The organism is Fimbriimonadaceae bacterium (assembly GCA_023957775.1).
Taxonomy (GTDB): Bacteria; Armatimonadota; Fimbriimonadia; order Fimbriimonadales; family Fimbriimonadaceae; genus JAMLGR01.
In genome coordinates this window covers 29,830-48,004 of sequence record JAMLGR010000021.1, presented here as the reverse complement: position 1 = coordinate 48,004, position 18,175 = coordinate 29,830, and the positions used below count along the sequence as shown (strand labels likewise).

The following is an 18,175-nucleotide window of genomic DNA, read 5'->3' as shown; positions in this document are numbered from 1 at the left end:
GGGTTCACCTTCACGACGCGAATTCGGTGCCGGTCGGTTCGCGCGGGACGCGCGTCCGCGTTCTTGTGAGGGATTGCACGCCTGCCGGTAAACTCGATTCTTGATTCGAAGCACTCTCAATCACCTCTTGGCGGATGCCGTGAACGACCTGATCGCGTCGGGCGAGCTTCCGGACAGCGACTATGGGATGCCCGAGGTCGCCGAGCCGAAGAAGCCCGAACATGGCGACTTCGCTTCCGCGTTCGCACTAACCGCGGCCAAAAGATCTGGCGTACACCCGCGATCGATCGCGGAAGCCTTGGCCTCACGCTTGCTTGAACACGATGCCATCGAGAGCATCGAAATCGCCGGGCCCGGGTTTCTCAACTTTCGTCTCGATCCCTCATGGCTTGGGTGGAAAGCCGCGGAAGTTGTCGAAGGATTCGAGCGATCCACCAGTTCCAATTCTCTGAACCTTAACGTTGAATTCGTCTCGGTAAACCCCAATGGTCCGATAACGGTGGGTTCAGGACGAGGGGCGGCGTTCGGGGACACGCTATGCCGGGTGCTAGAGGCCGTCGGTAACCATGTCCACCGCGAGTTTTACGTGAACGACGGCGTGAATTCAGAGCAAATGCGGCTGTTCGGCAAGGCTGTAGAGGCTTACTGGCTGAAACTCGTTGGGGCGAGATCGCGCCTGCCTAATAGGATGAGTTATCGAGGATCCTACGTACAGCGAGTCTCGTCAAAGATCGCACCTGGAATCGAACAAGTATTCGACGTTGTTTTGCGCCACTTCGAACTTGAACCAAGCACTCTCCTGAGTAGTGTGAAGACTGCTCTACATCTACTCTGCATCACTGACGGTTATGACAAGGCGTTGCACCACCTAAACCAGATCAGCGAGGAGGACCCCTATGCAAGTATCGAAATGGGATCTAAGTTGCCGTCAAACACCGAAGGCTACAAACTGGAGGACGCATCTCTCTGGATTGCGTGCCTTATATCGGACCTCCTGAAGGAATCGGAGCTACATGCATGGTCTCAAGAGGCTGAACGTCTGTTCCAGCGCGCGTCAGTGGTGTTTCTCTACTGTCGCGAAGCGGACCACTACGTCGATCCATCTGACATTCAGGACGCTGCAACAGATTCCCAAAAGTTGAAGGACCTGTGCAAAGACTTCCTGCCGGACCTAGTCCAGAGAACCTTCAGTTACTACCTAAAGAAAGCGAGACCGGAAGAGTCGGAGTCTGGGGCCTACCACGCAGTCAAGCGAATAGTTGAACGAGCAAAGCAAAGTGGACTGCTGGACTCGAAAAGTTTCAGGTTGCACGCCCAAGAGACAATGATCGAGGATCAAGAGGAAGCACTTAGGGCCTTTGGCATCCAGTTCGATTCATGGTTCAGGGAGCAGAGCTTGATCGAGAGCGGACGGGTCCAGACAGTTTTGGAGCGGCTCCAAAAAGAGGGCCATGCATATCTTAGCTCGGAAACTCCGGAGGTCGGCGCCGCACCACAGGCGCAAGTGGGTTCTCGCGATTGGAACGGTTCGCAGGGCAAAGCCCTTTGGCTTCATTCAACCGCATTCGGTGATGACAAAGACAGGGTCTTGGTCCGGTCGGACGGCAGATCTACATACATTGCGTCAGATATTGCCTACCTTCGCGACAAACTGACCGATCGTGTCGTTGATAACCAAAAGGGATTTGATCAGGCCCTGATCCTGCTGGGCCCTGACCATCATGGATACATCGGACGAATGAACGCGATGTACCAAGCACTTGGCTATCCAATGGTCTCGGATCGACCAGAGCGCCTGAAGATCATCATTTTTCAGATTGTCCGATTCGTCAAGGGTGGACGGGCCGTACCGATGCGGAAGCGCGACGGGTCCATCTTTGAACTCAAGGATCTTCTTTTTCAGCTTGGCGAGGCGTCGACAAAGGGAGAGATCTTGATCCGAAGGATCGACGACTATGTCTTCCGTCGATCGGGCGAAAGAGACTTCGTGCAGAGCAAACGTCGGGCAGGCATTTGGGACTCGATCAAGGAGAGTGTAATTCCACACGTAATCACAGAGATAGGCAAGGACGTCGCGCGCTTCTTCTATCTGATGCGCTCGCACGACACGCACATGGACTTCGACATCGACTTGGCGACCAAGCAGAGCGACGAGAACCCGGTGTTCTACGTCCAATACGCGCACGCGCGCATTTGCTCGGTCATTGCCAAGGCCGAAGAGGCGGGACTGCGCGCGGACTCCTCGTTGGGCAAGCTGTTGGTCCACTCCAAGGAGGGCGCGCTGATCAAAAAGATTCTGGATCTGCCGCATGAAGTACGACGCTGCGCCGAAGACTACGGCGTCCACCGGCTCACGACCTACGCGGTGGAACTCGCCCGCACGTACCACCACTTCTACGACGCGTGCCGCGTGATCCAGCCCGAGCAGCCCGAGCGGTCCGCCGCGAGGCTGGCGCTTTGCGAGGCTGCGCGCACCGGCCTGCGCGCCACCTTCGACCTGCTGGGAATCTCCGCCCCGGAACGGATGTAAGCCCTGGGAGCTACTCGTTGGCCCAGCGGTTGATCAGCCACCATGCGGCCTGGTCGTGTGGCATGAACTTGGGGTGGCATAGGTGTTCGAACGCGGGCAGGTACCCCAGCGACCTATCGCCGTAGCGCCGAATGCGTTGGATCACCCGCTCGACGTGCGCTTTGGCGATCCGGCAGCGCTCGATGTCCGCAAGCGAGCCCCCGCAGCGCTCGTGCGTGCGCTTGGCCACGGTTTCGAGCTGATCGAACAGCATGCGGGTCGGCGCGAGCTTGCCGATGGCCGCCTCGACATTTCCCTCCGCATACGCGCGGCGTGCGGCTTCGGCCAGGCGCACAAACTCGACGGCACCGCGGCCGAACTGCGGGGGGCCCTTCATCGCTTCGGTCGGCGCTACCGCCAGCGCGCGCTCGAACACGCCGAGCGCCTTGTCCCCCACCTCGCCGCACAGTTCGTCCGCATGGTGCATCCACGCCAGGAACGGATTGGCGTTGAGCAGCAGACGCACCTTGAGAGAACTGCGGATGCCTCCGAACGCGAACGTTCCGCCCGCCTCTTGAAGCTCCACCCCCATGAGGCGGGCCCACTCTTCGTGGCGTTCCGACTCTGAGAGATACCCGCGGAGGAACTCGCCGCCACCCGCGCCGTCGAGCGGCGAGGTCATGAGGATTTGTCCGCACGCGCGGATGGCTGGCGCGAGGGTGTCGTAGGCGCCCATCAGGGCGTTCTCCCAGGTGGTGACGCAGACTCCGTGGGCGCCCAGACGGGTCGCATCGGCGGCGAGCGTGCGCACGTTCTCCTCGCTCTGCGGCACGTGCATCCACGTGGCGTTGTACGTGTGGAGGGCGGGGCAGCACACGACCTCGTGGCCCGCGTCGAGGAACGTGCGACTGCTCGGCTCGCACGATTTGAAGTACTGCCAATCGAAGATCAGGGTCTCTTTGGGCATGGACTGCAGTGCCGTCGTATGGTCGAGGAACATGTCGCCCCACACCGCGGGCCGTTTGCCTCGGTCGAGCACCCGCTGGGCCATGGAGCCGAAATGCTCGCCGTAGATCGCCGCCTTACCGTCACCTTCGGAGGCCTCGACCCTCGCCTTGCACTCGGGACATAGACCCAACTGCCACGTTTCGTCCCCACCGATGTGAATGAGGTCGCTGTCGAACGCGTCCATGACGTCGTCCAGCAGCCGCTCGGCGAACGCCACAAACTCAGGCTTGGAGGGGCACGCCTGCATGCCCTTGAACAGCTCTTCGCGGTACCGCTTCCCCTCTTCGGTGTAAAGCACCCCCTCGAAGTGCCCGAGCAGGTTCACGAAGGGGACGATCTGGATTTCGGGAAACTCGCGATGCAGCGATCGCACCATCTCGGGCGTCACCGCGCCCACGCCCGCGGCCCAAGGCGCCGAAGGGTAGGCGAACCGATGCTCAAGGTAGAGCCCCAGCGCGTTGAATCCCGAGTCGCGCGTCAGGGCGCACCACGTGCGCAGGTGGTCCAGGGTCGGCGCCTGCTCGCGAGCGAGGTCGAACATCCACATGCGAAGCTGCATGCCTGGGAGTCTATCCCGCGGTGCATGGTCATCTCGCGTCTCTCGTCATCCCGCGGTGTGGCGACCGCCCTGACGAGAGGCGCTCGAACGTCGGGGCGAACCCTCCTACATCAGTTCCAACGTGGCTTCGGTGCAGAAATGGCGGCCCTCGCGGGTGAGGCGCAGGGTGCCGTTCGGGGCTTCGAGCCAGCCGCGGTCGACGAGCCGGCGTACCGCTTCGGGAGCGACGCCTTCGGCGCGCACCCCTTCGGCGAGTCTCAGGCCCAGCATCAGGCGTTCCGTCCGCAGCGTCTCTGCGTCGAGCGCCTCCTCTTCGAAGGCGGGATCGGCTCCGGCCTCGACGGCGGCGCTGTAACGCTCGGGGTGTTTCAGGTTCGTCCGGCGCGTCGGACCCACTCGGCCCACGGCACCCGGCCCATAGGCCGCGTACTCCTCACCTCGCCAGTAGCACAGGTTGTGGGCGCACTCTCTTCCCTGCTTGGCGAAGTTGCTGATCTCGTAGCACGCGTAGCCCGCGGCGCCCGCCCGGTCCACGGCCTCTTCGTACATCGCGACCTGAGGCTCCTCGCCCGGCTGCACGAGCGTCCCGCGCAAGTGCTCCTTGTAGAAGGGAGTGTTCGGTTCGAGCGTGAGGCAGTACAGGCTGAGATGCTCGGGTGTCAGCGCGATCGCGCGATCGAGGTTGGCGCCCCACGCCCGCAGGGTCTGGCCGGGCAGGGCGAACATGAGATCGAGGTTGACGTTGTCGAACCCCGCATCCCGCGCCGCGAGCACCGCGCGCTCGATCTCGCCGACACGATGCACACGGCCAAGTAGCACCAGGTCGTCTTCCAAGAAGCTCTGCGCCCCCAGGGAAATGCGGTTGAAGCCCGCCGCGCGCATCGCGGCGAACTTGGGCCTGTCCACCGTTCCCGGGTTCGCCTCGCTCGTGATCTCCGCGCCCTCGACCGGGGGGTGGACCTCCAACACGGCGTTCAAGAGCCCGACGAGTTGGTGTTCCGTCAGAAATGTCGGGGTCCCGCCGCCGAAGAACACCGTCTTGGCGGGACGCCCCGCCCAGGGGCTGGACCGAATCTCCCGCTCGATCGCCACAATCGTCCGTTCGACGATCGGTCCGTCCATCGCGTACGAGTTGAAGTCGCAATAGCCGCACTTCGACGGACAAAATGGCGTGTGCACGTACACCGCGAGCGGCGCGTTCATAGGTCTAGCGGGAGCTGGTCAGGACGATGAACAGTCCAACGAGCGCCCCTCCGATCACCGGCACCGCCGGTTGATGGCAGTTGATTCACTGCGACCCGATCGCCTTCATCAGCAGGTGGTAGCCAAACCCCGCCCCCGCCCCTGCCAAGAGCCCGATGGCGTACCGGATGATCATAGGGGGAGTGTACCGGGGGGCGGCCCTACCGAAACTCCGCAATCCCCTCCAGCGGCTTTCGTTCGAGTCCGGGCACCACGCAGTCCGCAGCGGGGTAACCAACCGGGAGCACGACGAACGGCTTCTCGTTCAGCGGGCGACCGCACAGGTCCCGCAAGAACGTCATCGGCGACGGGGTGTGGGTCAATGTCGCGAGTCCGGCACGATGCAGCGCTTGAATCAAAAATCCCACGGCGATCCCCACGGACTCCGTCATGTAGTAATTCTTCGCGCGCGTCCCATCCTCCCGCACGTCGTAGTCGCGTCGAAAGACAATGATCACCCACGGGGCCTCGGTGAGATGCTCCTTCTTGAAGTCGGTTCCAAGTGGAGCCAACGCCTCAAGCCACTCGGGCGGGGCCTTCTCGTCGTAGAACTTCCGCTCCTCCTCCTCCGCCGCCTCGCGCAACCGCCGTTTCAGTTCGGGGTCGCCGATGGCCACGAAGTGCCAAGGCTGCTTGTGCGCCCCGCTTGGCGCCGTTCCCGCAATGCGGATCGCCCACTCGATCGCCTCGCGAGGAACAGGGTCCGAGGAGAACATGCGCACCGAACGGCGGGCGTCTGCAACTTCGTACTGCTCTCGAAGCAGGCGTACGCTTTCCTCGGGGGCCATGCGGGCAGGCCGGTACGGAGTGGGACGGAGCATATGGATGGGACGGGTCCACCGCGCCTGGTGCTTCTATCCTCGCTCAGGAGGGGAACCAAAGCGCACTTACGTGGCGCCTCGTTCTCGTTGCGGACCGGCGACAAGTCGCCGCCTTGAAGGGCGGCGAGCAAGCTCGCGCACTCCCAGACTAAAGACCTGAAACACGGCTTCGCATGGCGTGGCAGATCGCGATCGCAAGGGCGTCGGCCACGTCGTCGGGCTTGGGTGTCTCCTTGAGCGAAAGGAGACGCTGGACCATGAACTGCACCTGCTTCTTGTCCGCAGAGCCGTTCCCCACGACCGCCTGCTTGATCTCCGGGGGCGCGTACTCCGCCCACTCCAACCCGCGCTCCGAAGCGGCCAGAAGCACGACCCCCAGGGCGTGGGCGACCAGAAGCGCCGTGGTCTTGTTCGCGGCGAACAGTTGCCGCTCGGTGGCGAGCGCATCGGGCGCCGTGCGGTCGAACAGCTCGCACGCCTGCTCGTGAACCATGCGCAGCCGCTCCGGCAACTCGACGCGCGGGGTTTGGATCAACCCGTACTCGATCGCCGTGAGACGCGACCCCTCGCGCAGAACGAGGGCCCATCCGATCCGCTCTAAACCCGGGTCGATCCCTAAAATCCTCACAATTCGCTACGGCAGTTCGCTTCGCTCACAGCCCCTCACCCCCTGCCCCCTCTCCCCCAGAGGGGCGAGGGGGTTCTGGCCCTTTCTCCCTCACCCCTGCCCCTCACCCCCACAAACCACAAACCACCAACCACAAACCAGGAATCAAGTCCTCTTGAAGCGCCGCAACAGCTCCTCGGACGTCAACGTGAGGGTGATGGGGCGGCCGTGGGGGCACATGTAGGGGTTTTCGGTGCTGGCGAGGTCCACGATGAGTTTCTCCATCTCCGCGATCCCGAGGGGGTCGCCCGCCTTCACCGCCATCTTGCAAGAACTCGTGATCCAGATCTGCTCGCGCGTGGGGGCGAGCTTGCGCGACACCACGGAATCCACCAACTCGTCCGCCAGGTCTCGCAACACCTTCAGCGGGTCCTTGCCCCGCAGCGCGGCGGGCGCCGCGCGCACCAGGAAGCTCTCGCCTCCGAACGGCTCGATGTCGAAACCGACGTTCACCACCTCTTCGAGCCGCTCGCGCAGGATCACCGCCGCGCGACGGTCCAGATGAAGCGTCTCCGGCGCGAGCATCGTCTGCCGCTCGATGGCCGTGGGGCCTTTGAGCCCGCACAGATACTCGTAGAGGATGCGTTCGTGCGCCACGTGCTGGTCCACGATCACGATGCCGCGGCGCGTGTCGGCGACGATGAACGTGTTCATCACCTGGCCCAGCACGCGCAGGCCGTCCAGAAGCTCGGCGAACGGGTAACGCTCCGTTTGCAGCGGCTGCGACGCTTGCACCGCGGCGACGTCCGAGAGCGGCATCTCCAGAGGCCGCTGCGCATCGAGCGACGCCGCGCTGCCCCCGGAACTCGGGGCCCAAAACCCCGCGAAGCCGCCTCCGTCCCCCCGCAGCGCCGACAGCGCCTCGTTCGCCGCACCGACGCCGGTCGCGGCGGGCATCATTCCATGCTCCATCAGAGCCGAGCGGATCGCGTAGCGCAACGCGTCGAACGCCTGACCCTCGTGCTGGAACTTCACCTCGCTCTTGGTCGGCGCCACGTTGACGTCGACCCGCGCAGGGTCGATGTCGATCGACAACGCCAACACCGGGTACCGGCGCTCGGGAGTCAAGTCCCGAAACGCCTGGTCCAGCGCGGCGATCAGCGTGCGGGAGCGCACCGGCCTGCCGTTCACGAAGACGAACTGGTACGCCCGCGTGGGGCGGGTGACGTGGGGAGGGCTCACAAACCCCTGCACCCGCATGCCAGCCGTGGCGCTGTCCACCTCCGCGAGGGAGCGGGCGACGTCCCTTCCCCACACGCCCGCGATGGCCTCCAAGAGCTCGCCCGAGCCGGAGGTGCGCAACACCTCTTGGCCGTTGTGGCTGACGGTGAAGGACACGGAAGGGTGCCCGATCGCGTGGCGCGACACCACCTCCAGGCACTGCCCCAACTCCGTGGTGTCGGACTTCAAGAACTTGAGCCGCGCCGGGGTGTTGAAGAAGAGGTCCTCCACGCGCACCTCGGTGCCCCGCGGGCCCGACGCGCGACGGGGCTCGTCCAAGCGTCCGCCCTCCACGACCAGCACGTGCCGCAGCCCGTCTTCGACGCCGGACGAGAGGGTCATGCGCGAAACTGAGGCGATCGAGGGCAACGCCTCCCCCCGAAATCCGAGACTCCGCACCTCGAGCAGGTCGTCGGCCGAAGAGATCTTCGACGTCGCGTGCCGTTGAAGAGCCGCCTGGGCATCCTCCAGGTCCATGCCGAGGCCGTCGTCCGCGACCCGGATCAGCGAGCGCCCGCTGTCCGCCAGTTCGACCTCGATGCGGGTCGCGCCGGCATCCAGCGCATTCTCCACCAGCTCCTTCACCACGGACGCGGGCCGCTCGACCACTTCGCCCGCGGCGATCTGGTTCACGGTGTGGGGGTCGAGGAGGTGGACGCGTCGGGTGGAGGAAGGCATCACGATGTTCGGCGCAGCGTGCCGATACTTCCCATTGTATCTGCCTGGCCCGCGGTCGGAGAATTTCGCCCGGGGCACCTCAAAAATGCGGGGGCAGTGTGGAATAGAACCCTTGGGTGCCATGAGGGTCAGGCGGGGAGCGATGGGCGGCTAATGTTTACGATCATTGGAATCGTGTTGGTGCTGGCGGCGACGATGGTCGGATACGTCATGCATCACGGCAACATCGCCGTGCTCATTCAGATCAACGAGTTCATCATCCTCGGCGGATGCGGCTTCGGCTCGTTCCTCGGCGCGAACGGCATGAAGAACCTCTCGAGCGCGATCAAGGCGTTCACAGGGCTCCTCAAGCCCGACCCGTTCACCAAAGAGGCGTACCTCGAGATCCTCAAAATGATGTACCAGCTCTTCAACGTCGCCCGCAAAGAGGGTCTGTTGGGGCTTGAGCAGCACGTCGAGAATCCAGAGGAGAGCGCGATCATCAGCGAGTTCCCGACGTTCCTGGCCAACCACCACGCGGTCGCGTTCTTCTGCGACACGATGAAGGTGATCCTCACCGGTGCGGTCGGCCCGCACGATCTCTCGGAGATGATGGAGATCGACCTCGAGACCGCCCACCACGAGGCTCGGGTCCCCGCGGAGGCGATCCAGACGGTCGGCGATGCGATGCCCGGTTTCGGCATCGTCGCGGCGGTGCTCGGCGTCATCATCACGATGGGCAAGATCGGCGGCGACGCGGCCGCGATCGGCGAGTCGGTCGCCGCGGCGCTCGTCGGCACGTTCCTCGGCATCCTCCTCGCGTACGGCGTGTTCGCACCGATCTCGCGCGCGATCGAGCTTCGCCTCTCGGCAGAGTCGTCGTACATGAACTGCATCCGCTTCGCGCTCTTCAGCTTCGCCCGCGGCGAGTCCCCGATCACCTGCGTCGAGTTCGCGCGTCGCAACATCGAACCGAGCGTGCGGCCGGGCTTCGCCGAGATGGAGACCTCCGTGAAGGAGCAGAAGGCGGCCTGATGAACGACGGCACCCCCATCATCATCAAGAAGAAGAAGGTCCAGGGCCATGGGCACCACGGCGGCTCGTGGAAGGTGGCCTACGCGGACTTCGTGACGGCGATGATGGCGTTCTTCATGGTTATGTGGATCATGGGCATGTCGGACGAGACGCGCTCGATGGTCGCCGGCTACTTCAACGACCCGAACGGCTTCATCAAGAACCCACCGAAGTCGCGCACCCCGTTCGCCATTCCCGGCTCTCCCTCGCCCCGCCAAGGCCAGGGCGGGGACACGATGAACATGGCGGAGAAATCGGACAAAGAAGAGATCAAGAAGATCGAGACCAAGCTTGAAGAGGCGATCGGCTCCGACGCGAGTCTGCGCAACCTGTTCAAGAACATGGAGATGTCGATCACCGAGGAGGGGCTGCGGATCGAGTTCATGGAGGCCAGCGGGTCCGTGTTCTTCGAAACCGGGAAGGCCGTCATCCGCCCGGACGCCAAGAGGCTGATCGCCAAAGTCGCTCCGCTGCTGGCCCAGTCGGGTCGAACGATGGTCGTCGAGGGCCACACCGACGCGATGCCCTATGCCGGCGCGAACTACGACAACCTCAACCTCAGCACGGACCGCGCCCTTGCGATGAAGCGCGCGCTGCAAAGCGGCGGGGTCACCCTCAAGCAGATCTCGCAGGTGCGGGGTTACGCCGCCAACAAGCTGCGCAAGCCCGACAAGCCGCTCGACTTTTCCAACCGCCGCGTCACGGTCCTCATCCCGTTCCACGTCGTCGCCGACTCCACGGTCGACCTCCCTGCCGACGTGATCAAGACCCAGATCGAAGGGGCGTTCCGCAAGCCGATCGAAGTGGCGCCCGACCCGCCGAAGATTCGCGAGTAAGCCCCGGGCCGCGCTCCCATTTGCGGGCGTGCTCCGTCCTATCCAGCGAAGGAGGCAACACGGACGTGGCCCAACTCGAAGGCAATCTCTGGGAATACAACTTGGTCAAGGTGTTGGTCGTGGATGTGACCGACGACTACGTGCTCATGCAGACGCCCCTGCCCCCCGAGTACTACCCGGTGGTGAGAGAGCTCTGGATGCCCCGGCATGGACTCCCCAAGCGCCTGCCCGACGTCGACCTGGGAACCGACTACCTTTACGACTGGCACGAACGGCCCGCCAACGAGGCGGGCGAGTGGTACGTGGGCGTCGTGCAGGCGTCGCTGGCGAACGATCCGCTGTTCGGCGTCGCGAGCTCCTAGCGGACTCGGTCCGCGATGGCCCGGCGGATCATCGCGTCGGCGATCTCGTCCCCAGTGGGGTTGTACTGGCCCGCCTCGATGCGCGCCTTGAGTTCGGCGACGACCTCATCCCGATCCGGCATCGCCGCGACGTTGGCGACGACCTGGTCGATGAGCTCCTTGTCGCGCCCGTTGCGCGCGCCATCGAGGGAGATCTCTTCGATCTCCTGGACGAGGGGATCGCTCCCCGAGAGGATCTTCTTCACTTCGGTGTCTGAAATTCGCATATCGGCTCTTTCCAGACAGGCATCCCGGCTGTCTCGCTCAATTGCGAGATCCTAGGCTTTGCGTGGTTCGGGTCGCCCCGACCGTGCCTTTTTCTGCCACAGGCGTTCTCCGCCTTCATTGATAAGAACGGTCGATTCCCTCAGGTTCTTTAGGGTCCCCAGGCAACATTGCGTGTTTTTCCTCCGATTTCCCGCAAAGTTGCCACCGGCGAGATTGCGGGACCACTCAGTACAATGAGGCCACGATGCCCAGATACGTTTGCCTCGGCAAAGTGCCCCGGACCCGCCACACGTTGTACCGCAAGCCCGACGGCACCCTGTTCACCGAACAGCTGTTCAGCACGCGCGGATTCTCGGGGCCGATGTCGCTCATGTACCACCACCACCTCCCCACCGAAGTGGCGGAGTGGGAGGACCGCGGCCCGGCGACCACGCCGTTCCTCGAGGACGAGCCGTTGCGCCATCGGCACCTCAAGACCGAGCCGATGCCCCCCGCGGGCGATGCGATCTCCGGGCGCCGCCTCCTGCTGGGCAACCAGGACGTGCTCTGGTCGAACGCCCACGTCGCCGAGCAGATGGACACGTTCTACAAGAACGCCGAGTGGGACGAGTGCCTGTTCGTGCGCGACGGATCGGGCGAGCTTCAGTCGATGTTCGGCACGGTCCCCTTCCAGGCGGGCGACTACCTCGTCATCCCAAGGGGAACGATCTACCGCCTGCAGTTCGACAGCCTGCCGACGCACATGCTCGCGATCGAGAGCCACGGTCCCATCGAGACGCCGCGACGGTACCGGAACGAGTACGGGCAGCTCTTGGAGCACGCCCCCTTCCAGGAGCGGGATTTCCGGCCACCCTCCGAGCTGGCCACCGTGGACCAGCGCGGGTCGTTTCCCGTGCTGATCAAGGCGAGGGGCCGCTACACGCTTTACAACTACCCGTACCACCCGTTCGACATCGTGGGTTGGGACGGCTACGTGTATCCCTACGCGTTCTCGATCCACGACTTCTCCCCCATCACGGGCAAGCTGCACATGCCGCCCCCCATCCACCAGACCTTCGAAGGCCACAACTTCGTGATCTGCTCGTTCTGCCCGCGCATGCTCGACTACCATCCCGATGCGGTCGTCGTGCCCTACGTGCACAGCAACGTGGACTCGGACGAGCTGCTCTACTACTGCAACGACAAGTTCGGCTCGCGCAAAGGGATCGAGACCGGTTCCATCACCCTGCACCCGCTTGGGATTCCCCACGGACCGCAGCCCGGCGTCGTCGAAAAGGCGATCGGCGCCACGCGGACCGAGGAGCTGGCCGTCATGCTCGACACGTTCCACCCGCTCAAGCTCACGCAGCACGCCTTGGAGCTCGAGGACGAGAGCTACTGGAAGAGCTGGAAGGTTGGGCCTTAGGCCTTGGGCCTTGGGGGTTAGTCTTTGGCGCCTGCCAGAGCGACCTCGCCGACCTCTTGGATTCCGAGCGTGCCGACGGCTAGGGTCATCCCCGCGATCGCCATCGGATAGAACAGGCCCGCGTAGATGTTGCCCGTCGCGGCGACGGCGGCCGTTCCGATCAGAGGAACCAGGCCTCCGAACACGCCGTTGCCGAGGTGATAGGGCAGCGACATCGACGTGTACCGGATGCGCGTCGGGAACAGCTCGACCAAGAACGCGGCGATCGGACCGTACACCATCGCGACGTACGCCACCTGGATGAACACCAGCCCGACCAGCACCAGCGTCTGCGGCTCGCCCACCACCACACCCGCGACCGGGTCGAAGCCCGACGCCGCGACCATCGCGCGGTAGATGGGGAGATACGTCGCGATGGCCAGCAGGAAGCCCGCCATCATGATGTTCTTGCGGCCAATCCGATCGGAGAGCGCTCCAAACACGACGAACAGCGGCGTCGCCAGCACCAGCGCCGCGCCGATGATCAGGCTCGAACGTACCAGATCGAACTTCAACACGGTCTGCAGGAAGTAGAGGGCGTAGAACTGACCCGTGTACCACACAACCCCCTGCCCCGCCGTCGCGCCGAAGAGTGCGAGCAGCACCAATCGCCGGTTCGCGGGCTTGAGGAAACTCTCCCGAAGGGGGCTTTCCGACGTCGCCCCGGTCGCCTTCATCTCCGCGAACATCGGACTCTCCTCCAGACTGCGCCGAATCAGATAGGAGAACACGACGAGCACGATCGAACCCAGGAACGGCACGCGCCATCCCCACGCCTCGAACGCGGACTTGCCGATCCCCTCCTGCATCCCGACGATCACGGCCAGCGAAACGAGGAGCCCGAGCGTCGCGGTCGTTTGAATAAAGCTCGTGTAGTAGCCGCGGCGGCCATCAGGAGCATGTTCGGCCACATAGGTGGCGGCCCCTCCGTACTCCCCTCCGAGCGCCAAACCCTGGACCAGCCGAAGCACCACCAACACCACGGGCGCCAGCACGCCGATCTGCCCGTAGGTGGGAAGCAAACCGATCAGCGCCGTGGACCCGCCCATCAGCAACAGGGTCAGCAGGAACGTGTGCTTGCGTCCGACGACATCGCCCATGCGGCCAAACACCAGCGCCCCGAAGGGCCGAACCACAAACCCCGTTGCAAAGGTCGCCAAGGTCGCCAGCAGGGCCACCGTGGGATTCCCCTGAGGGAAGAACTTCTCGGACAGCAGCTTGGCAAGGCTGCCGAAGATGTAGAAGTCGTACCACTCGATGAGCGTGCCGGCGGAGGACGCGGCGATGATTTTGGTCAGACCGTTGTTCGCCATAGGTAGCGCTTCGGATTCGCCCTCTTCAGGCGATCTCCTGCAATCCGCCCCAAAGTGCGACCGATCTAGGGCCGGGGCTGACCGCCGCGCGATCCCCGGCGCGAGGCCGGGTTGTAGTTCCGTTGCGGGTCTGCCGCAGGACCGGGTTGGACCAGCGACGCGTCCGCCAGGTAGTCCTTCCGAAACCGGATCGCCGCGACCAGGTCCCGCTCGTATTTGGCCAACTCCTCCGGCTTGCTGAGCTTGTTGGTCGCAAAGATGTCGGCGACCACCTCGGCCAGAGGATCGAGCTTGCCGGTGTTGACCTTGCGATCCATCAGCGTCGCGAGGCCCGCGTCCGACTTCACGATGTCGGCGACCGTGCAGGCGATCTGCCGGTCCCCGACCGTGAACACGACGGGATCGTGGGTCGGAAGATACCGATCGCGCGCCACCTCGATCTGGGCGACCCGGAACGGGCGGCTCTTCTGCCCGGCGCGTTGGAAGACGGCGATAAGCGGCTTCTTGGCGATGATCTTGGCGGCGGCGGCGGGCCCTTCGGCCTCGTCGCCGGTCTGCGGGTCGACCGCGGCCAGCAGTCCTTCGGGTGTGACGTCGATCCCAAACCGCCGAAACGTGGTCTGGAACGCCTCCGGGTTCTCGCTCTTCAGGCGCAGGAGCACGCCCCCCAGCGAACCGCCCCCCTCCCTCAAGCACGCGAACTGGATGAAACCGACCGAAACAAACCCCGTGTCGTAGGTGTTCACGGAGTCGAACCCGCCTTCGAGCAACGACACGGCCTTCATCACCCGTTGCTCCTGATCGGTGACATGGGCGGCTTCGAAAAGGTCGTCCAGCTCCTCCTGGGGGAGCGTTCTGACAGGTGTTCCGGCCGACATCACGCCGTCAGGAAAGCGGTAGTACGCGTAGCGGGCGCGCATGTTCGGGTTGTCGCTGTAACCCACCACCTGCCCGTCGTCGAAACGGATCTCGTGCCAAAGCGGGCGAACCGCCGACGCAAACTTGGGCGGCGCGCCCACCAGGTCGAGCAACCCGGCTGGGGCGTCGCCCGGCTTCTCCGGGAGCAGGTCGGGATAGGAGCCCAGGGCATATCCCTGGGCGAGGTTCTTGGACACCGCTTCGTTCCACGCCTCGAATCGATCCCACGCGACCCGCGCGTCGATCCACTGGTCCCAGACGACCTGGTCCGGTTTGGGCGGCGGCGTTTGCGCGGGCGGGGTCTTGCCCAGGCCGCGCGCTTGGTTGTATTTCCACAGCCATTGCGAACCGTCCGGCGTCAGCCGAACCTGCCACTCGCCCAGCTTGGCCGCTTCTTTGGGCGTGGAGACGGTGTAGCGGCCCGGCTCCGACCAGTAGCGGACCACGTCGGCGCGCTCCTCGTCCGAGAACATGCCGGCACGAGCCACGCCCACGAGCCCCACGACCATGGCCGCGCCGAGCGCGACCTTCCATCCATCGAACATCCTCAACTCTGTTCCCCTCCGGGCCGTCCATGGCCCAAGCACGATTTGCGGAATAGAGACAAACCGTTGTCCGCCATTCTACAAGGTTTCGACCGCGGGCACGACCCGTCAGAGGATGTACCGGCTCAGATCCTCGTCTTTGACCAGTTCGGCCAATTTGGCGCGCACCTTCTTGCCGTCGAACGTCGTGGACTTGGCCTCGGGCGCATCGAAGAGCAACTCCTCCAACAGTTTCTCCATGACGGTGTGCAGCCGGCGCGCCCCGATGTTCTCGGTCTTGGAGTTCACCTCCGCCGCCAAGGCGGCGATGGCATCGAGGGCATCGTCTGTGAACGCCAACTCCACGGATTCGGTGGCCAGCAGCTTGACGTACTGCTTCGTGAGCGCGTTCTGGGGCTCGCGCAGGATGCGTCGAAAATCCTCTTCGGTCAGGTTTTCCAACTCCACGCGGATGGGCAGGCGGCCCTGCAGCTCCGGGATCAAGTCGCTGGGCTTGGCCATGTGGAACGCGCCGGCCGCGATGAACAGGATGTGGTCGGTCGTCACGGGTCCGAACTTCGTCGCCACCGTCGAGCCTTCGATGATCGGCAGCAGGTCGCGTTGGACTCCCTCGCGGGACACGTCGGGGCCCGAGCCGCCTTGCTTCCCCGCCACTTTGTCCAGCTCGTCGAGGAAGATGATGCCGGTCTGTTCGGTGCGGTGGATCGCCTCGCGCTGGACGCCCTGGCGGTCGATCATCTTGCGGGCCTCCTCCCCAAAGAGGATCTCCCGCGCCTCCGCCACGGTGACCGTGCGCTCGGTTCGTTTTGAAGGAAACGGGCTGCCGAGTTGGGACATGTCGAGCCCCATCTCCTCCAGCCCCTGCGGGGAGAAGACCTGAACAAACGGGTTGCTGGACTCCTCTGTCTCGATCTCCACCAACGCGTCGTCGAGCTTCCCCGCCTTGATCTTTCGGATCAGCTGTTTGCGTCGCTTCGCGCGCTTCTTGGCTTCCTCTTCCGGGTCCGTCTCGACCTCGACCTCGACTTCGACCTCTTCGGGATAGTCGTCGTCCATCTTCTGCCCGAAAATCTCGAACGCCTGCCGCACGATGGGGTTGTCGTAGGGGCTTACCCGCCTGCGCTGCGGGCGCTCGGGCTGCTCGTCTTGCTCGAGCAGATCCGCCAGTCGCTCGACCACGCGCTCCTGGGCGAGCGGGCGCACCGCCTCGATCCGCTCGTTTTCGACCAGCCGCAGAGCCACGCCGACCAGGTCGCGCACCATCGACTCGACATCGCGACCGACGTAGCCCACTTCGGTGAACTTGGTGGCCTCCACCTTGATGAAGGGCGCGCGCGCCAGTTGGGCCAGGCGTCTCGCGATTTCGGTCTTGCCGACGCCCGTGGGGCCGATCATCAGGATGTTCTTGGGCAGGATGTCCGCGCGATCCGAGGCCGGGAGTTGCTGGCGCCGGAAGCGGTTGCGCAGGGCGACGGCCACGGCGCGCTTGGCGGCGGACTGGCCGACGATGTACTTGTCCAGCTCCGCGACGATCTGTCGGGGGGTGAGATCCTCGATGGGAAGGCTCATGCGTCGCATGAATGTACCAGGGGATCGGGCCGCGATCAGCGGCCGAGAATGCGTCGGACCGCCTCGGACACGCGTCGGGCGGCCTCCCGAGACTCTTCGACGGTGGAGGACCACCCGAACGTGAAGCGCACCCCCTCGCGCTGCTCCCGCTCGTCGTATCCCGCCGCTCGCAGGACGTGGCTGGGCTCCACGGCGCCCGAGCTGCATGCCGATCCGCTTCCTGCGGCGACCCCGAGCCGATCAAGCGCGATCAGCAGCGATTCCGCGGAAACTCCGGGAAACCGCACGTGCAGGTGCCCGGGAAGGACGCCCTCCTCCTCGGGGACCGACCGCACCGGCGCTCCCTCCAACGCGCCGAGGAACGCAGCCCGGCAGGCGGCCTTGCCAGCGGCTTCGGCGACGGGGTCGACGGCCGACAGGGCTGCCGGGACCCCCGCCAAGGCCAGCCAGTTCTCCGTTCCCCCGCGCCGCTCCCGCTCCTGCGCACCTCCCCGCAGAAGCGGCTCCACCTCCACTCCGCCCCGAACCCACAGCGCCCCTACTCCCAGCGGGCCCCCGAACTTGTGCGCCGCCATCGAGGCGAGGTCGGCTCCCAGATCCTCCACGGACCCCGTTTCCGCACCGAACGTCTGCACCGCGTCGGTGAACAGGAGGGCCCCCGCGTGGTGCGCCAGGCGCGCCGCATCCGCCACCGGCTGTCGGGTTCCCAGTTCGTTGTTCGCGTGCATCAAAGCCACCAGAAGCACGTCGTCTCCGAGCGCGTCCCGCAGCGCATCGAGGTCCAGCCGGCCCACGCGGTCGATCGGGACCGTCTCGAGTCGGAAGCCGAGGCGCTCCAAGAGGGGCGCGGTCTGCAACACGCAAGGATGCTCTCCCGCGGAGGCCAGAACGCGCCGCCGCGTACCCTGGTGCGCAAGGGCGGTGCCGACCACCGCGAGGTTGGCCGCCTCGGTTCCACCCGACGTGAACACGATTTCGGCGAACGCTCCCCCGAACGCCCGCGCCACGGCTTCGCGCGCCTCGTCCACAAAGCGCAACACGCGCCGCCCGTACCCGTGGAGACTGCTCGGGTTCCCCACCTCGCCCTCCACGGCGTGCATCGCCGCACGCGACTCCGGGCGAAGGGGCGACGTGGCGGCGTGGTCGAGGTAGATGGGAGTCAC

At 64.7% G+C, this 18,175-nt stretch carries 15 protein-coding genes and 1 riboswitch; of the genes, 5 read left to right on the top strand and 10 right to left on the bottom strand.

What is annotated here, in order from left to right:
- Window positions 1-100: 100 nt before the first annotated feature.
- Window positions 101-2,530 carry an arginine--tRNA ligase gene (locus tag M9921_15285; GenBank protein ID MCO5298211.1) on the top strand — a complete coding sequence of 810 codons (2,430 nt, stop codon included), beginning with the start codon at window positions 101-103 and terminating at the stop codon, window positions 2,528-2,530.
- Between the two features lie 10 nt (window positions 2,531-2,540).
- Here the strand turns inward: M9921_15285 and M9921_15280 are convergent, their stop codons facing one another.
- The 5 genes from M9921_15280 to mutL form a co-directional block, all read right to left on the bottom strand.
- On the bottom strand, window positions 2,541-4,076 hold the full coding sequence (locus tag M9921_15280; GenBank protein ID MCO5298210.1) for a family 20 glycosylhydrolase: 1,536 nt from the start codon (window positions 4,074-4,076) through the stop codon (window positions 2,541-2,543).
- Between the two features lie 105 nt (window positions 4,077-4,181).
- Window positions 4,182-5,279: a radical SAM family heme chaperone HemW gene (hemW, locus tag M9921_15275; GenBank protein MCO5298209.1), complete on the bottom strand. Its 1,098-nt coding sequence runs from the start codon at window positions 5,277-5,279 to the stop codon at window positions 4,182-4,184.
- A 200-nt stretch (window positions 5,280-5,479) separates the two neighbouring features.
- Complete coding sequence (locus M9921_15270) at window positions 5,480-6,106, bottom strand: nitroreductase family protein (protein MCO5298208.1); 627 nt, start codon at window positions 6,104-6,106, stop codon at window positions 5,480-5,482.
- Window positions 6,107-6,287: 181 nt separating this feature from the next.
- Entirely contained in the window at window positions 6,288-6,767 is a 480-nt protein-coding gene (ruvC, locus tag M9921_15265; GenBank protein MCO5298207.1) for a crossover junction endodeoxyribonuclease RuvC, read from the bottom strand.
- Between the two features lie 144 nt (window positions 6,768-6,911).
- Complete coding sequence (gene mutL, locus M9921_15260) at window positions 6,912-8,705, bottom strand: DNA mismatch repair endonuclease MutL (protein ID MCO5298206.1); 1,794 nt, start codon at window positions 8,703-8,705, stop codon at window positions 6,912-6,914.
- 153 nt (window positions 8,706-8,858) lie between these two features.
- Between mutL and motA the strand changes: the two genes are divergently transcribed.
- The 3 genes from motA to M9921_15245 all read left to right on the top strand — a co-directional run bounded on the left by motA (window position 8,859) and on the right by M9921_15245 (window position 10,956).
- Entirely contained in the window at window positions 8,859-9,719 is an 861-nt protein-coding gene (gene motA, locus M9921_15255; protein MCO5298205.1) for a flagellar motor stator protein MotA, read from the top strand.
- A complete protein-coding gene (locus M9921_15250; GenBank protein MCO5298204.1) occupies window positions 9,719-10,594 on the top strand; it encodes an OmpA family protein in 876 nt (291 codons plus the stop codon). The genes motA and M9921_15250 overlap by 1 nt, the downstream gene beginning before the upstream one ends.
- A gap of 65 nt (window positions 10,595-10,659) precedes the next feature.
- Window positions 10,660-10,956 (top strand): hypothetical protein, encoded by a 297-nt coding sequence (locus M9921_15245; protein ID MCO5298203.1) that lies wholly within the window; start codon window positions 10,660-10,662, stop codon window positions 10,954-10,956.
- Here the strand turns inward: M9921_15245 and M9921_15240 are convergent.
- Complete coding sequence (locus M9921_15240) at window positions 10,953-11,222, bottom strand: flagellar biosynthesis anti-sigma factor FlgM (GenBank protein ID MCO5298202.1); 270 nt, start codon at window positions 11,220-11,222, stop codon at window positions 10,953-10,955. The genes M9921_15245 and M9921_15240 overlap by 4 nt on opposite strands.
- Window positions 11,223-11,237: 15 nt before the next feature.
- Window positions 11,238-11,320: riboswitch (cyclic di-GMP riboswitch) on the bottom strand.
- 147 nt (window positions 11,321-11,467) lie between these two features.
- Between M9921_15240 and M9921_15235 the strand changes: the two genes are divergently transcribed.
- Complete coding sequence (locus M9921_15235; protein ID MCO5298201.1) at window positions 11,468-12,628, top strand: homogentisate 1,2-dioxygenase; 1,161 nt, start codon at window positions 11,468-11,470, stop codon at window positions 12,626-12,628.
- Between the two features lie 17 nt (window positions 12,629-12,645).
- Here the strand turns inward: M9921_15235 and M9921_15230 are convergent, their stop codons facing one another.
- The 4 genes from M9921_15230 to M9921_15215 all read right to left on the bottom strand — a co-directional run bounded on the left by M9921_15230 (window position 12,646) and on the right by M9921_15215 (window position 18,175).
- Entirely contained in the window at window positions 12,646-13,980 is a 1,335-nt protein-coding gene (locus M9921_15230) for an MFS transporter (protein MCO5298200.1), read from the bottom strand.
- A 65-nt stretch (window positions 13,981-14,045) separates the two neighbouring features.
- Window positions 14,046-15,443 (bottom strand): hypothetical protein, encoded by a 1,398-nt coding sequence (locus tag M9921_15225; protein MCO5298199.1) that lies wholly within the window; start codon window positions 15,441-15,443, stop codon window positions 14,046-14,048.
- Between the two features lie 108 nt (window positions 15,444-15,551).
- Entirely contained in the window at window positions 15,552-17,012 is a 1,461-nt protein-coding gene (gene hslU / locus M9921_15220) for an ATP-dependent protease ATPase subunit HslU (GenBank protein ID MCO5298198.1), read from the bottom strand.
- A 35-nt stretch (window positions 17,013-17,047) separates the two neighbouring features.
- Window positions 17,048-18,175, bottom strand: coding sequence for a cysteine desulfurase (locus M9921_15215; protein MCO5298197.1), 1,128 nt, complete (start codon window positions 18,173-18,175; stop codon window positions 17,048-17,050).

Excerpts from the sequence above, each read along its gene's own strand:
- M9921_15280 (MCO5298210.1), bottom strand. The coding sequence starts at position 4,076 with ATGCAGCTTCGCATGTGGATGTTCGACCTCGCTCGCGAGCAGGCGCCG.
- hemW (MCO5298209.1), bottom strand. The coding sequence starts at position 5,279 with ATGAACGCGCCGCTCGCGGTGTACGTGCACACGCCATTTTGTCCGTCG.
- M9921_15270 (MCO5298208.1), bottom strand. The coding sequence starts at position 6,106 with ATGGCCCCCGAGGAAAGCGTACGCCTGCTTCGAGAGCAGTACGAAGTT.
- mutL (MCO5298206.1), bottom strand. The coding sequence starts at position 8,705 with ATGCCTTCCTCCACCCGACGCGTCCACCTCCTCGACCCCCACACCGTG.
- motA (MCO5298205.1), top strand. The coding sequence starts at position 8,859 with ATGTTTACGATCATTGGAATCGTGTTGGTGCTGGCGGCGACGATGGTC.
- M9921_15250 (MCO5298204.1), top strand. The coding sequence starts at position 9,719 with ATGAACGACGGCACCCCCATCATCATCAAGAAGAAGAAGGTCCAGGGC.
- M9921_15240 (MCO5298202.1), bottom strand. The coding sequence starts at position 11,222 with ATGCGAATTTCAGACACCGAAGTGAAGAAGATCCTCTCGGGGAGCGAT.
- M9921_15235 (MCO5298201.1), top strand. The coding sequence starts at position 11,468 with ATGCCCAGATACGTTTGCCTCGGCAAAGTGCCCCGGACCCGCCACACG.
- M9921_15230 (MCO5298200.1), bottom strand. The coding sequence starts at position 13,980 with ATGGCGAACAACGGTCTGACCAAAATCATCGCCGCGTCCTCCGCCGGC.
- M9921_15225 (MCO5298199.1), bottom strand. The coding sequence starts at position 15,443 with ATGTTCGATGGATGGAAGGTCGCGCTCGGCGCGGCCATGGTCGTGGGG.
- hslU (MCO5298198.1), bottom strand. The coding sequence starts at position 17,012 with ATGAGCCTTCCCATCGAGGATCTCACCCCCCGACAGATCGTCGCGGAG.